Genomic DNA, 15,554 nt, shown 5'->3' on the forward strand with positions numbered 1-15,554 from the left:
AATTATACTTTTTTAAAAATTGTCTACTATATTTATTTTAAATAATAAAAATAAATTAGGGGATATCATGTTACTTCGATGGGCCGGTGTAACGTTTTTGTTTTGCATACTTAATTCTCCATGTTTTGCCGAAGAAAAAGAAATTGCGATTACAATTGATGATTTACCCTTTGTTGGTTCTGGTTCCAGCACACCGGCAAGTCTGAAAAGAACTCAAAATCGATTTATGGCTATAGTCAATGCTCTTGTTAACAATCAAGTCCCAGCTACTGGATTTGTCATTGGTGAAGCAGTTGCGAAAAATGAATGGGATCTTTTAGAAACATTTCGTAATCAAGGCTTCGCTCTAGGTAATCACACTTATACTCATAAAAGCTTGAATAATATGAGTGCTGATAAATATATAGCGGATATAGATCGTGCTGATACTGTTTTAGCGCCTGTACTGACAGAGCCAAAATATTTTCGCTATCCTTATCTAGCTGAAGGTACTGGCCAAAAGAAACAAAAAGTGTATGACTACCTGGCTGCACATCAATACACCATTGCCCCAGTAACGATCGACAGTAAAGATTATGAGTTTAACGCACGTTTCTACAGGATACCTTATAGAAAAAGAGCTCAAAATCTACCTGCATTTAAAAAACGTTATTTGGCTTATATTTGGCAACAGACATTAAGGGCCGAGAAAAATGCTAAAGGAAAAAATGTCAAACAAATCTTATTAATCCATGCAAATCTCCTTAACAGTTTATGTTTAGAAGACATTATTGAAATGTATAGAAAAAATGGATACAAATTTATTAGCTTAGCCGATGCCTTAAAAGCCGATACAACCCAATCATTGAATAATAATACAGAAGCATCAAATAGTCTTATACCCTCACTAAAAGGGTCCGCCCAAAAGTCTGAGGTGAATAAAACAGCTGCGCATCAAAGTTAATTAAAAACAGTTTTTCCCTAAACTGGCTCGCTCTGTTAAATAGCTTCTTCTCGTCGAGGAGAAGAGCCATTAAATTAATGCTTCTTGATCTTTTCCTACGTACTGCATAAACCTTTCTACGTACCGCGCTTTATGCACGGTATGTAGGATGAAAGAATTGTTTGAGGCTTTCTCAGAGACAACCCAGAACAAGCCGTGGAACAGGGCGTAGGCATTGAGTTCCTTAATTTGATGGGAGTGGGAGTTAAACTACCCAGAAATCAATTTGTTTTTCTCTAAGCGAGATATTGCATGTTTAGGTAGAAGAATCCAATAATGCCCCTGATTCTTCATATGACCTGCAATTAGAGTGGCTTTTTCACCGCCACCCCAAAAAACATCTCCACGTACTTTGCCACGTATTGCGCCACCGGTATCTTGAGCAATCATTAAACGATGCATGGGTTTATTTTTATCGGGATTTTTGCTGTCAGGACGCGTAGTACTTAACCAAAGAGGAGCCCCCATAGGTACCCATTGCCTATCAATAGCCAGCGAATAACCAGGCGTTAAAGCCACACCTTGCGAACCTAAGGCAACCCCATACGACATTTTACGGAAGAAAACAAAAGATTTATTTTGATTGATCACTTTATCCATTTGTTTGGGGTGAGCTTCCAAATAACGTTTTATTGCCTGCATGGATGCATTATCTTTAGTCATAACTCCTTTTTTAATCAATACTCCAGCAATCGCAGTATAAGGTCTGCCATTTTGCGCATCATAACCGACATAAAGGTTATTACCATCTTCAAGCTCAATGACTCCTGAACCTTGAATTTCCAAAAACAAACGATCTATAGGACTATTAATCCATACTAAAACGCGTGCTTTACCCTTTAGTGCACCATGATTAATTTGTTCACGAGTGTAATAAGGAACCAATTTTTTACCTTCTAATCGCCCTACAATACCACGACTTTTTAAATCATTAAAAAACATACCTAGATCAGTAGTTATAAGATCATCTGGTGTTTCGTAAATAGGAACATGAAACTCTTTGGATTTAGTATAACTTCCTTTAATTGCAGGCACATAATAACCCGTAAATAAACCAGGTTTTTCACCAGTGTCGGTAAACTCTACCGGAATAAACCATTTTTCAAAAAACTGTTTTGCTTCATTTTCAGCTTCGGGAGAAATCTTTAAAGCCGCTTTACACGCCGGTTGCCAATCTTTTACTTGTAAATCGATCTTTTCCGTCCCGACAATCTGCTCCGGATTTTGTTTGATAAAAGCACGGCAGGAAGTCTGAAAAGTCAGTAAAGATTTTTTTAGATCCGCTGATTTCCATCCAGGTAACCGATTAAAATCAGTCTGTCTGAACAGGGTTGATGGTTGCTTTACTGGCCAAAACCACCATACAGAAATACTTAAGGCAATTAAGGCTAAAAAAATTGTAATAGAGATTATTTTCATTTTCATAGGCGGACAATTTTTACACGTTATGGAATTTTTTGCAACAAAAAATGACACCATTTAAACATTAAACTCCTGCCAAAAACTATTAATCAGCAAAAGCTACTCTTAATAATAATCTGATTTTAATTAATTTTTTTGGAACGTACAAATAAAAGAATTATATCAACATGCACTACAAAAAAAATTTAGTGAATATGTAAAACCAATTGATTTAAGGCATTGAGATATGCTAAAAATCCTCTTAAATCGTCATCGGAAATTTGAAATATTATTTTTTTATCCATTTCTGATAACAAATCCTGTAATTGATGGCTTAATTTCAGTCCATGTTCCACATCATGTTTTTCAAAAGCTATCCAAATCTCTTTTTCATAAGAAGATAATTCATATCCCAATAATTGAGCTGTTTTTTCAACTTTTTCTCGATCAATGGCCAATAAAATATGGCTTATCGTTGCCTGTATTATTACCAAAGATTCAAAACGCTTTGTCAGCTCTGTTAACAAGTTCTGTTTTTTGGAGCTTAAGGGTTCATCAGCAAGCGACTCAAGCAATCCCCGGGAGGACCAAAACAAATTTGCCAAATCATGCAGTTTTATTTGGTTTGCTGATGACAAAAGAACTTGTTTTAAATTCTGCCCCATATAAACATAGAGCTTATTAAGATAACGATTTAACATAGTCCAAACATCGGATCGCCAAATAAGATTTGCCACAATAAAACTTGCAATAATTCCAATGACTATTCCGCCTAAACGCTGTAATGGAGGTGCTAAATAAACAGGTGGTCCTCCTTCTTGAGCAAGAGAAATAATCAAAGCAATATTTGCCTGTAACCCAATATACGAATATTTGGGCAACTTAAACATAAAATAAGAAAATCCCCAAATTGAAAAAAAGAATATTAAAATGAAGTCATAAAGTGTCATCTTAATTAGAAACAAAGAAAATAAAGCAATCCCTCCACCCCAAATACAACCAAGTAAACGATGAATACTCACACTTTTCATTTCAAAAAGATGTTTACGAATAGAAAGCACGAGACTACTGATAATTCCATTTAAACCACCAGACCAATTACTTACCAGCCAAAAGCCTAAGGCCAAAATAACCGAGAGCCCTGCTTTAATGCTGCGTTTAATTACATCAATGTCTGTACGAATCCGATCCTGTGTTTTTAAGACGTGATGTTTTGCTGTCATGCCATGAGGAATGCGACCAAATAAAGACTGCATCAAAAGAAGATTGTGATTCACTTGATGCATGAAATGAATCAATGCATAGACAAAATTACTCTTAACAACGAATTGTTGCTTTTCGATGCCGCTACGTACATCAGAGATCAAAAAAGAGGACGTATCTCCATTACTTTGCTTCTGCTTCACATATTTTTCCAGTTCTGCGATTGCAAATCCTGTTTTTAATTCTTTAGGAGTATCCAGGTGATGAGAAAAAGCGATTTGTAGTTGGATCAGATCTGATTGCATCGCATTCAATACAGGCTTTATAGGTAATGATTGCACAATGGTTAAATCGCTATGCTGTGGAGAAATGAGAATCAGATAGTGTAACTGTCGTGATAAATCATAAAAAATATCTAATAAAGCACGCACCTGATCAATCCTGGCTTTAGTAACCCCAAATTCATGAGTCATAGCCCCAATAAGCTCTACTGCTTTACGTAATTTTCTTTTTATTTTTAGAGTGCTTTGTAACAACAAATCAAAATCGGGCTTACCCTCAAACAGCATAGTAAGTAATTGCTCCAATTCGGTTGAAAAATCAGTAAAAATATCATGAAGTTGTACTGTAATATTATCCTTTAAGTAATTGGGAAAAATAAAATAGGCGCTGATTGCTGCTATCAAAACACCAATCCCAATCTCAACAGGTCTCCAAATCGCTACGAAAAATGCATTTTGAGGGTTCATCGCAATTTGCGAAATAATTATAAAAGCACACAGTGCTCCTAATAAATAAGCATAACCATTAGCACTGAAACTGTAATAATAGGAGCCCATGCACACGATTAAAAAACAAGAAAGCAAATAAAGTAAAAAACTGTTGGCGACCAATCCTGCAATATAGAACCCCAAAAACGCTCCCGCAATAGTACCAATAATACGCATTGAGGCTTTATCAATAATATTTCCAGTATATAAATTGGAAACAATCACAACACTCATTCCTGACCAAAAGGGTGTTTCCAGATGAAATTTAAAGGAAATCAAAACAGCAATTAATGCGGCAAATGCTGTTCTTATGGCAGCTCTGTTTTCAACAGTTTGAGGCCAGAAAAACACGAATCACCTGTAGGTAATGGTAGCAGCACTGGCACCAATGCGCATTGGATATTCATCAGATAAATCATCGATATAAATTCGCACAGGAAAACGTTGTGCTATGCGAATCCAATCTTCGGTCGCTTCCAAATACATTAGTGTTGAAGGAGCAACATTGCCGCTTTGTACTCGATTAATCCCCCAACCAATACTGTCTACATGTCCATGGAATACTTTTCCCGGATACATATCAATCATAATTTTTGCCCTGTCTCCAGGTTGAATCAAACGCAGTGCCGTTTCTCTATAACGCGTAACCACCCACCACTGTTTGGTTTCAATAAGAGCAAATAGTCCTTCCCCTTTTTTAATGTACTGACCTACGCGTAAATTAAAATTGGTGATATAACCATCTGCAGGTGCTACAAGGATAGTATGATTTAGACGGTAATTTGCCTTATCTAATTCAAAATGGGCTTGTGCAATCTTAAGTTTGGCTTTAGCAGCATCTACCTTTTCGTTTTCATAATTCAATTGAGCAATTTCTAACTTGGACTTAGCTTGCTGTACTGCATCAACATAGGGAAGAGAATCAATTTCAATAAGTTTATCTCCTTTTTTCACCCTCTGATTGTCCTTAACATAAATTCTTGTAACCGGACCAGAAACCATAGCGGCCATGTTGACTACATGGGCTGAAACATAGGCATCATTTGAGCGTGTGTCATAAAAGGCAAAATAACGATAAGCAACATATCCTACCAACAATAAAGCAAGCACCGCCATTTGCGGCCAATACTTAAATTTAGAAATATTTTGTAAACGCACCTAAAAATCCCTCTATTCATCATAGCTATTACGATACAACTAGGTTTGATATAGCTCAAGATAATATTAGGGTCTGTTTCCATTTGCTAAACTGTTTCTGATTTTATGCGTTCCGATGCTCACATACTGTCCTTAACCAAATTTATTTATAGAGAAGGCAAATATCGCCAGCTGCTCACTCCCAGAGAAATCGCATGTTCCTCTAGCAGACACGGGATTACCCTTCCCGCACTAATAAACCGTATTTGCAATAAAGATACAGGAACACCCTCTTCAAAGGGCACAACAGTGACTCGTTGATGATGCGATGCTGATTTTCGTCCCTTATGGCGAACCACCAAACACGGAAACTCTCCCAAGTCCTCAATATAATATTTGTATTGAGTTAAACCGCTTTTTAAGGAGCATCCTTTGTCTTCGAGTAAATGATGTATGACTTGATTTGCAGCATCTGAACGTACCACACAGTTTGAATTCAATGATGTGTGTTGATACAGCAATCGCAATGCCACATCCTCGAGTTGATAAAAACTCTGGTGCAATACTTCTTGTTTATTAGTTGCCTTGTAATACAGTAAAACGTGCTGCATTGAAGTCAAAACAAGCAAGCTAATCACACCGATAATAAGTAAAGTCACTAATAAAATAAATCCTTGATTTTTTCTAATGGATCTCCTCGGCAACTCGCTCCAAAGAGAACAGTGCGAGGGGACATGGAGCGCAGAAGCGGAGTGCACACGCCAGTACATGAGGATTCGAGCACCGTACCGTCGAAGCAATTCTCCTCTGGAGTAGAGTTTCCTACTTGCTCTCTTCGGAAACTCGCTCCAGAGAAGGAAGTGCGAGGAGACACGGAGCGCAGAACCAGAGTGTACACACCAGTACATGAGGATTCGAGCACCGTACCGACGAAGCAATTCTCCTCTGGAGTAGAGTTTCCGAAGAGAGCTGCTCATGAGCCACGCACCAGAACCTTAAGCTCATGTGTTTTATTATCATCCAACCCCATGCTAATTTCAAGAAACTGCTTCTCTTTTATATATCGATTTCGGGTATGTATAAAATGAATTAAAGGTGTTATTTCTTCGGTCTGGACCAACTGATAATGTAACGTATCCATATTATTCGCGTTTCTCTTAATCAACCATTTCTCCTCAAGATACTCCCCAATATATGCTGAGCGGTCATAAGAAAAAAACAGGGGTTTGTTCAAAGTAATAAGCGAATTGTTATTTTGTTGTTCCATATCAAAAAGTTCTTGTATCTCAGCATGTTCGCAATCAGCGATGAGTATGGGACGATTTTTATGAAGTATCACTGGATCCTGGATCACTATTTTTGTTGCACCTTGAATTTTGATTATTTTTGCAAAATGTTCATTCATACGATTTACTTGAATGAATTGATTCGGTTGATTTTCAGTTTGCAGTGCAAAAATTCTGTTTGGATGATTTCTACGATCAATAACTTGCAATTGATCAATACCCAAACACGGGGTAAAACCTGCACGTCGAATACTATCACTCAGTAAATCACTCACCCATTGTAAATCAAAACGTGCTTCTAAAATTTTTTCTGTTTCAAGGTATTGCCGCTTGCTTCCCAAATAAAGTTGGATTAATGGAATCATAATCAAACTTGTCAGAAAAAGACTTATCAATATTTCTGTCAGACTAATTCCCATTTGTTTTTTCATTCAACACTTCCGATAAAATTATGTTGACGGGTTATAGAACCTACTTGTTCAAACCATACAAGATGGAGAAGTAACTGTTGATTTTTTAGCTGTATATCCAAATGGTATGGAGAGGGAATTGGTGGGAGTTTTGAAACTTTGGCCACAAGTGATTCTTCAATTTGATCAAGAAATTGAGAACCTTGTGTTCTAAAAATTAATTGATTTAATAATTGCTTACTCTGCCATTGTTGTTGTAATAAAACCAGAACCAAGGTTGTTACTAGTGATAAAGATATCAATACTTCAGTCAGGGAAAATCCCTTTTGCCAATTCATATTCCATTTTCCTGTGGTTGGTTTGCCATGCCAAGGTTAACGTCCTGGATATAAAAATTCAAGACCTACACGACGGCATACAACATGAGTAGATCAAATACAACTCAGGGTGATCCATAAACAATCCATTGAATTGTTATTAAACTTTAATGCGTTTAAAATGGCCGCCAAGCACTAGAAAACCCACAAATAATTAGGAAATAAAGGGGAAAAAATGATGTATGCTTATTTCGCTAAAGGTATGACTGTGGGTCATGTATTAACCCGTCTTGTTTTAAGAGAAATTACAAGTATTCCCGGGGTAATCCTCGACCTTATTTTAGCTATTTTTTGGATCCCTGATTACACCTCCTACTGGAATGAAAATAGTACCCACATAGAATATGCAGATGGCACGCGCCACACTGGAGTGATGCGTGGTATTTTTGGTTGGATAGGTGAAGCACTAGGTTTTGTAATTGGTGCCCCAATTGGGGCCATTATTGGCACTGCTTTATTTTTTCCTGATTTATTGCTTCGAGGATTTATTTTCCTTAAAAAGAAATTATATGACTCTGTTGATGAGTTTGCTGTTTTTATTGGCAACACAACTTTTTTCGAATCGCTTGTTTATGAAGCCCCAACAAATTACCTCCAAAAAGCGTGGAATCTAGGAGCTGCTACTGTAGGTATAATGCTTGCTGCCATCCCATATATTGCTGCAAACGCTCTTGAATTTTTCTTACCTTTTTTACCCTTATCAAAACCTGTTGCTGGAGTTTGTTTAAGAATGGGTGGACTGGCTGGCTGGATCCTTGGAGCACTTATCTATCCGCCTCTCTATATTCTGAACAAATGCACCGATTTGGTTGAATTATGTAGGAATGCCATACTCAATGGTGTTGCGCTTGTTTATGCAAAATCAGGACAGATTCCTGTTAGCTCTGCTCAGAACCAGGAGTGTTGTGTACCTGCGCATGCGGTTCACTCAGAGGAATTTCATAAACAAGTAGCTTATTATAGCCGGACTTCATGGGCTCAACTTATCTTTGGTCCATTGAAGGGACAAGCTTCAGATAAGGCCTCGGCATTAGATAAAAATCATCTCATAGACCCAATTACATTGGAACCTTTAGGAGTAAATGGCACACCTACTCTCATTGATTCCCACGGTCACACATTTAATGATGATAAAGGAACTGGTGCAAAAGGCATTCGATTTTGGGTACAAACAAAACATACATGCCCTATTGACTATCAATATTTAACAGAAGCAGATTTAATTCCCAATCGGGCTTTTAATGACTTAGTTGCAGCAACTTTAAAAAAATAATCGCATCCCGGGTGTTTTTGCTATCACCCGGTAACAAAACAAATGATTTTTTAGCTGAATGAGCTCGTGACAGGAAGCTAAAGCTTGGATAATATGAAGAAAATTTTTAGTTAGGGAAAATTATGACAGTTAACTTTCGACAATTACCGCATCAAGGAATACAATCTTTAGTCCCTTATAAACCAGGAAAATCTATAGAAGAACTAGCACGTGAAAAAGGGATAAACGACAATGACATTATTAAAATGGCGAGTAACGAAAATCCTTTAGGTTGCAGCCCATTAGCCCATGCCGCATTAAAAGAAATGTCAGCTCACCTTTTAGCTACTTATCCCTCGCCAATGAATCATCCTTTAATGCCTAAGCTTGCGAATAAACTCGCAATCGATGTGGATCAACTTTTTGTGAGTAATGGTTCGGATTATATATATACTATTCTACTCAACTGCTTTGCGCTGCATCATGACAAACACATCATCACGCACGAATATGCCTTTAGCACCTATGCGATTCAAGCCAATACCTTGAATATCCCGGTTCGCTCCATTGAAATCAATCCGGATTGGCATGTCAATGTGGATAAATTGATTCAAGCATGCAATTCAAAAACCGCTATCATTTTTCTGGCGAACCCGAATAATCCTACCGGTGTTCTGATTAGCCAAAAAGAAATAAAACGTCTGTTAGAAAATATTCCCGAAAGTACTTTATTAGTCCTTGATGAAGCTTATTATGAGTATGCAGCATCTCAATTAAGTTGTAATAGCATTGAATGGATGGCTCAACATCCTAATTTAGTTATTACACGAACTTTTTCAAAAATATACGGGTTAGCAGGAGTTCGTTTAGGTTATGCAATAGCTCATCCCTCGATAATTGATCTCATGCGACGTATCCAATTGCCATTTACAGTCAACCAAGTCGCACTGACCACTGCTCATGCTGCCTTGGATGATGATCAATTTATTCAATTAAGCTTGCAAATCAATACGGAAGGAATGCTGCAAATGAAAGAGGGATTTAACCAATTAAATATCGATTACTTACCCTCTGCATGCAATTTTCTTACTTTTGATTGTAAGGAGGATGGTATGTTGATTTATAACTATTTATTAGATAAAGGCATTATAGTGCGACCGCTACATCCATATAAGATGAATAATTACATACGAGTAACTGTAGGAACCAAGGCACAAAATGCTCGATTTCTTACTACATTGAGTAATTACGAAGGTCTGTTGACAATTCGCTAGATTAAGCCAAAATGGTGTGATTTTAGAGCACTGAAACACTCATAAAAGTGACACCATATTGGCCAAGTAGACGAGTAAGGAAATAAAATGACCAGTGACTTAAGCAGTAAACATTGTGAATCATGTGAAGGCATAGGCGCTGCATTAAATGCAGAACAAATCAAAAATCTGATGCCGCAGTTAAATAAAAATTGGGAGGTAAGTGCAGATAACCGAATCATTAAACGCAGTTTATCTTTTAAAAATTTTTATGAAACAATGGCTTTTGTTAATGCGCTTGCATGGATTGCAAATACCGAAAATCATCATCCTGATTTGGAGGTAGGTTATAACTATTGCCATGTAAGCTTTATGACCCATGCCCTCAACGGTTTGAGTCATAATGATTTTATTTGTGCAGCAAAAATGGATAAATTGCTGGCAGGTTAAAAAATATAAAATGTAGCCTGGGTGCAGGTGGGCCGTAATCCGGGTTTTGCTTCGCTTCATCCAGGCTACTAATATTTCATTACAACGTGCTCATCCCCTAAAAGATTCATCAAGAGCCCAAGTAGTTCATCACTCGGCATTACGTGCCATTGTTGCGCCAGACTCAACTGTGCCCTAGCATAATCATTACGGTATGAAAGTTGCACAGCGCAACGCCCAACATGGGCTTTTAATAACGCCTGAATAGAACCTAAAATCCCCTGATTTCCGGAGTGTAAACGTAACTCCAAACATCGAGCAAATTTAGTTCGAGCTGCTGGTACATCATAGAGATGATTCGCGGTCATTTTCACTCTGTCATTATAATCATCATGAGCCACTTCACCTTCAATAACCAACATATCTCCAGTTGTCAAACCCGGGGCAGAGGATTCAAAAAGTTCACCAAAAACAACAACATCCAGTCGTCCAGTAGAATCATCCATGCCAAGAATTACCAACTTCTTACCTCGTTTCGTCAAGATTTTGCGGATTCCAACGATTTGCGCGCAAATAATGGCTTTTTTATGCATGGATGGGTTTAATTGACTGATTGAAACGATAAAGTCACCAAACTCACGCCGATATTGATCTGCAGGATGCCCGGTTAGATAAAAACCTAAAACTTCTCGTTCACCTTCCAGACGCTGTGCTTCGGACCAAGGTTTGCATTGCACGTAGTCTTGCTTATTCGTATCGTCTTCTAATAATGAAAATAAATCAAATTGGCCACTGGATTGATTTTGATGCTCTTTTTCTGCCACTTTTAGAGCTTTTTCCAAAGACGCAGTCAATATTGCTCGCTCCACATTCCAATCATCAAAAGCACCGCTTTTAATTAGTGCTTCTAATACGCGTCGATTTACCTTACGCAAATCCAGACGTTGGCAGAAACTAAATAAGTCCGTATATTTTCCTCCTGCTTCACGCTCTTCAGTAATGCAATCAATAGCAGACTCTCCCACCCCTTTTATAGCCCCAAGGCCATAAATAATAGTGGCATCATCAACTACAGTAAAAGGATACATCGAGTGATTGATTGATGAGGGTAAAACCTTCAATTTCATATGAGCACATTCATCAATAAAGGTAACTACCTTATCCGTATTATCCATATCTGATGACATGACCGCAGCCATAAATGCCGCCGGATAATGTGCCTTAAGCCAAGCAGTTTGGTAAGCGACTAATGCATATGCAGCCGAATGCGATTTATTAAAACCATAACCTGCAAATTTTTCCATCAAGTCAAAAATATGGGTTGCAACTTTTTCATCAACTCCGCGAGCAGTCGCCCCTTGGGTAAAAATTTCTCGTTGTTTGGCCATTTCTTCAGGCTTTTTCTTTCCCATCGCACGACGTAACAAATCGGCAGCACCCAAAGTATAATTTGCCAATACCTGCGCAATTTGCATCACTTGCTCTTGATATAAGATAACACCATAAGTTGGTTTTAAAATGGGCTCCAAATCCGGATGGGGATAATCAACTGCAGCACGTCCATGCTTACGATCAATAAAATCATCCACCATTCCAGATTGCAAAGGACCTGGTCTGAATAAAGCTACTAAAGCGATAATGTCTTCAAAACAATCAGGCTGTAAACGGCTGATTAACTCCTTCATGCCTCGAGATTCCAGTTGAAACACTGCTGTTGTTTTACATGCCTTTAATAAATCAAAAGTCGCGGCATCATCTGTTGGAATTTGACTGATATCCACCGCGGGCAAACCCCCGGCAGCTCTTTTTTTATTTACCGTAGTCAACGCCCAATCGATAATCGTCAGGGTACGTAATCCCAAAAAGTCAAACTTGACCAAACCTGCCGCTTCGACATCATCTTTATCAAACTGGCTTACAATTTGGGTAGATCCCTCTTCACAATAAATTGCAGTAAAATCTGTAAGCTGGGATGGCGCAATAACTACTCCTCCAGCATGTTTCCCCGCATTACGGGTAATCCCTTCGAGTTTTAATGCTAAATCAATGAGTTCTTTTACTTCTTCTTCTTCTTCATAACGACGCTTTAGTTCTTCTTCCTGTTCTAAAGCCTTACTTAATGTAATACCTATCTCAAAAGGGATTAATTTTGCCAGCTTATCAACGAAGCCATAAGGGTGGCCTAATACACGTCCAACATCGCGTACCACAGCTTTTGCAGCCATGGTACCAAAGGTAATAATTTGTGAAACACTTTGCCTGCCATATTTCTCGGCCACATAATCAATGACCCGATCACGACCCTCCATACAAAAATCGATATCAAAATCAGGCATGGATACCCGTTCTGGGTTCAAGAAACGCTCAAAAAGTAATTCATACTCTAAAGGATCCAAATCGGTAATTTTTAATGCGTAAGCAACTAATGATCCAGCTCCTGAACCGCGTCCTGGACCAACTGGTACACCATTTTTTTTTGCCCACTGGATGAAATCAGCAACAATTAGAAAGTAACCGGCAAAGCCCATGTTATTAATTACATTTAATTCAACCTGCAAACGTTTGTCATACTCTTCTCGAGATGCTTGCAGCTCTTCGGGCGATTTGTTTTTAAATATTTGCAGTAAACGCTCTTCTAAACCGACTTGTGATAAATGGGATAAATATTCTTCAACAGTGGATCCATCCGGTATGGGAAAGTTAGGTAAATAGTTATTTCCTAAATCCAGTTTTACCGTGCATCGTTTACTGATTTCAACTGTATTTTCTATTGCAGATGGCAAATCAGAAAATAAAGCAATCATTTCATCAGCCGATCGCAAGTACTGTTGTGCACTATACTTTTGCACTCTTCTGGGATCAGCTAATGTGTATCCTTCATGAATGCAAACACGCGCTTCATGGGCCTCAAAATCTTCTTGATCAAGAAAACGCACATCATTGGTTGCTACTAATGGCAATTTCAGTTCATCGGCTAAAGCAATCAACTTTTCATTGTAGCGGGTTTCATCGGGCCGCCCTGTCCGCTGAATTTCTAAATAAAAACGATTGGGGAAAAGTGTTTGCCAATGCATTGCCCGACTTTTAGCTAAAACATCATTATTGGCTAATAAAGCTTGTCCAATATCACCGAATTTTCCGCCAGACAATGCGATAAGCCCTGCTGAGTACTCTTGAATCCATTGGTATTGTACTCTGGGTTGTCCTTGATATTGCCCTTCCTGATATGCTTTGGAAACAAGACACGTTAAATTTTTATACCCCTGAGAATTAAGACATAAAAGAACCATAGAAGAAACTCGTTCGGGCTGCTCAGGATCATGGCAAGGTAAATCACTTCCAATAATAGGCTTGATTCCCATATCAACAGCATTTTTATAATGCTTCACCGCTGCAAACAAATTGCAATAATCGGTCACTGCAACAGCACACATCCCTCGGGATGGTAAAACCTTCATTAAAGGCTTGACACGAGTCAAGCCATCAACTAAAGAAAACTCCGTGTGGACACGTAAATGAACAAAACGTTGTTGCATAAAGAAATTAACTCACTAAGCTTAATTGATGAACTTTAACCTAAATCAAAGGTTTTGCATACCGGCATCATCACGATAAACCAAGAACCTAAACACATTTTTTGTACTTTTTATATCACCCTTATGATTGATGGGGATCAAAAGCGTCTCGGACCGCATCTGCAAATAAGTTAATTGCTAAAACCAGCAAAAACATAAAAACAAATGCAGCCAATATAGGCCACCAAATCACAGGATTACGTGCCAACTCAAAACGTGCACTATTAATCATATTTCCCCAGCTAATGGTCATGGGCGAAACCCCTACTCCCACGTATGAAAGCAATGCCTCTGCCATAACCAAAAAACTAAAATCCAAAACCAGGGTGATTACTACAATATGCATCACGTTAGGCAATAAGTGTTTGCGAATAATAGTAAACCAATTCGATCCCAAGGCACGCGCCGCTTGAACGTAATCTACTTCACGCAGCTTCAAAGTCTCAGCTCGTAAAAGCCGACATAAGCTGGTCCAACTTGTTACTCCGAGGATGAAACAAAGTGCCAATAAACGTGCATCCGCACTTTGAGCCAAAGTAGTAAACTGCTCAGGATGATTGGCTATATAAACTTGCAAAGACAAAACTGAAGCAGTAATTAATAAAACTCCAGGTATGGAGCTTAAAGTAGTATAGGCATACTGAATCAAATCATCCGCCAAACCACCAAAATATCCTGCCACTACCCCCAAAAACAAAGCCAAAGGTAACATAAATAAAGTAGTTAAAAGACCAATGACTAAGCCAGTGCGTATGCTCTTAATTGTAAAATAAAAAATATCTTGTCCAATTTGTCCCGTCCCCAACACATGAAACGTTCTTGAAAGCTCATATCCAAGCACCACAAAAAATGTAAGAACACTTACGGTAATTAAGGTGCTTAAACTCGTCGCACTTAAAGCAAAAAAAGGTCTTACCTGTCTGCAAAACCGAACACAAATCAGAACTATTCCTATAAAAAATGCCACGGATATACTGCATTTCAATGCATGCCAAAACGTACTTTTTATGATCTCATTTTTTTCTGCTTCAGTTTTTACCCATTTACCAGGATAAATCAATAACGGAAAAGATTGTTCAACAACACCATTCACCAATGATGTTTCACTAATAAACTGCCTTAACGCCAATGGTGCCGAATAGGTTTTTTCTAAAATTTTATCTATAGGAGCCAAAATTTTATCCAACACAGTAGCTGCAGTTTCTGTTTCTTTATTTACCGATGCAATATGAATCGAATCCAAAACACCAACAGTAATAAAAAACAACAGTATGATGCCTGCGCTTACAGCAATGGGTCTGTGCAATATTATGGAGAAAGAACGCCTTATATGATACTTGCGTAAGCTCAGTAAAATAACTATCCCACTTAAACCTAATAAGGTGAGAAAGCATTTATCAGTCCATAAAAACTCAATCATCATTTTTTCTTATTATTCCATCAACGTAGCTTGAGTGCAGCGCGAGGGAACCCGGGAAT

12 protein-coding genes are annotated in these 15,554 nt (G+C 38.1%); 4 read left to right on the forward strand and 8 right to left on the reverse strand.

Annotated features, from left to right (window positions below):
• Nucleotides 1-67: 67 nt before the first annotated feature.
• Nucleotides 68-943 (forward strand): polysaccharide deacetylase family protein, encoded by an 876-nt coding sequence (locus tag DY223_RS10460; protein ID WP_058458108.1) that lies wholly within the window; start codon nt 68-70, stop codon nt 941-943.
• A gap of 249 nt (nt 944-1,192) precedes the next feature.
• Here the strand turns inward: DY223_RS10460 and mltA are convergent, their stop codons facing one another.
• The 6 genes from mltA to DY223_RS10490 form a co-directional block, all read right to left on the reverse strand.
• A complete protein-coding gene (gene mltA, locus DY223_RS10465; protein WP_058458182.1) occupies nt 1,193-2,407 on the reverse strand; it encodes a murein transglycosylase A in 1,215 nt (404 codons plus the stop codon).
• Nucleotides 2,408-2,589: 182 nt separating this feature from the next.
• Nucleotides 2,590-4,707 (reverse strand): FUSC family protein, encoded by a 2,118-nt coding sequence (locus DY223_RS10470; protein ID WP_058458109.1) that lies wholly within the window; start codon nt 4,705-4,707, stop codon nt 2,590-2,592.
• 3 nt (nt 4,708-4,710) lie between these two features.
• On the reverse strand, nt 4,711-5,514 hold the full coding sequence (locus tag DY223_RS10475; RefSeq protein ID WP_235810457.1) for an efflux RND transporter periplasmic adaptor subunit: 804 nt from the start codon (nt 5,512-5,514) through the stop codon (nt 4,711-4,713).
• Nucleotides 5,515-5,660: 146 nt separating this feature from the next.
• Nucleotides 5,661-6,152, reverse strand: coding sequence for a type II secretion system protein (locus tag DY223_RS10480; RefSeq protein WP_235810458.1), 492 nt, complete (start codon nt 6,150-6,152; stop codon nt 5,661-5,663).
• Between the two features lie 314 nt (nt 6,153-6,466).
• Nucleotides 6,467-7,210 carry a PilW family protein gene (locus tag DY223_RS10485; protein ID WP_058458110.1) on the reverse strand — a complete coding sequence of 248 codons (744 nt, stop codon included), beginning with the start codon at nt 7,208-7,210 and terminating at the stop codon, nt 6,467-6,469.
• Nucleotides 7,207-7,527: a prepilin-type N-terminal cleavage/methylation domain-containing protein gene (locus DY223_RS10490; protein ID WP_058458111.1), complete on the reverse strand. Its 321-nt coding sequence runs from the start codon at nt 7,525-7,527 to the stop codon at nt 7,207-7,209. Before DY223_RS10490 ends, DY223_RS10485 begins: the two co-directional genes overlap by 4 nt.
• A 214-nt stretch (nt 7,528-7,741) precedes the next feature.
• Here DY223_RS10490 and DY223_RS10495 point away from each other — a divergent pair, with 214 nt between their 5' ends.
• The 3 genes from DY223_RS10495 to DY223_RS10505 all read left to right on the forward strand — a co-directional run bounded on the left by DY223_RS10495 (nt 7,742) and on the right by DY223_RS10505 (nt 10,521).
• Nucleotides 7,742-8,839: an RING finger protein gene (locus DY223_RS10495; RefSeq protein WP_235810459.1), complete on the forward strand. Its 1,098-nt coding sequence runs from the start codon at nt 7,742-7,744 to the stop codon at nt 8,837-8,839.
• A 122-nt stretch (nt 8,840-8,961) separates the two neighbouring features.
• Nucleotides 8,962-10,092, forward strand: a complete 1,131-nt coding sequence (gene hisC, locus DY223_RS10500) for a histidinol-phosphate transaminase (RefSeq protein ID WP_058458113.1) — start codon at nt 8,962-8,964, stop codon at nt 10,090-10,092.
• 87 nt (nt 10,093-10,179) lie between these two features.
• Nucleotides 10,180-10,521, forward strand: a complete 342-nt coding sequence (locus DY223_RS10505; RefSeq protein ID WP_058458114.1) for a 4a-hydroxytetrahydrobiopterin dehydratase — start codon at nt 10,180-10,182, stop codon at nt 10,519-10,521.
• 68 nt (nt 10,522-10,589) lie between these two features.
• Here the strand turns inward: DY223_RS10505 and dnaE are convergent, their stop codons facing one another.
• Both dnaE and DY223_RS10515 read right to left on the reverse strand, forming a co-directional pair.
• Nucleotides 10,590-14,036 (reverse strand): DNA polymerase III subunit alpha, encoded by a 3,447-nt coding sequence (dnaE, locus tag DY223_RS10510; RefSeq protein ID WP_058458115.1) that lies wholly within the window; start codon nt 14,034-14,036, stop codon nt 10,590-10,592.
• A 121-nt stretch (nt 14,037-14,157) separates the two neighbouring features.
• Nucleotides 14,158-15,498: an ABC transporter permease gene (locus DY223_RS10515; RefSeq protein ID WP_058458116.1), complete on the reverse strand. Its 1,341-nt coding sequence runs from the start codon at nt 15,496-15,498 to the stop codon at nt 14,158-14,160.
• Nucleotides 15,499-15,554: the final 56 nt, after the last annotated feature.

The organism is Legionella bozemanae, assembly GCF_900450575.1.
Lineage (GTDB): Bacteria > Pseudomonadota > Gammaproteobacteria > Legionellales > Legionellaceae > Legionella > Legionella bozemanae.

Coding starts and splice junctions, on each gene's coding strand:
- DY223_RS10460 (WP_058458108.1), top strand. CDS start 68: ATGTTACTTCGATGGGCCGGTGTAACGTTTTTGTTTTGCATACTTAAT.
- mltA (WP_058458182.1), bottom strand. CDS start 2,407: ATGAAAATGAAAATAATCTCTATTACAATTTTTTTAGCCTTAATTGCC.
- DY223_RS10485 (WP_058458110.1), bottom strand. CDS start 7,210: ATGAAAAAACAAATGGGAATTAGTCTGACAGAAATATTGATAAGTCTT.
- DY223_RS10490 (WP_058458111.1), bottom strand. CDS start 7,527: ATGAATTGGCAAAAGGGATTTTCCCTGACTGAAGTATTGATATCTTTA.
- DY223_RS10495 (WP_235810459.1), top strand. CDS start 7,742: ATGATGTATGCTTATTTCGCTAAAGGTATGACTGTGGGTCATGTATTA.
- hisC (WP_058458113.1), top strand. CDS start 8,962: ATGACAGTTAACTTTCGACAATTACCGCATCAAGGAATACAATCTTTA.
- DY223_RS10505 (WP_058458114.1), top strand. CDS start 10,180: ATGACCAGTGACTTAAGCAGTAAACATTGTGAATCATGTGAAGGCATA.
- dnaE (WP_058458115.1), bottom strand. CDS start 14,036: ATGCAACAACGTTTTGTTCATTTACGTGTCCACACGGAGTTTTCTTTA.
- DY223_RS10515 (WP_058458116.1), bottom strand. CDS start 15,498: ATGATGATTGAGTTTTTATGGACTGATAAATGCTTTCTCACCTTATTA.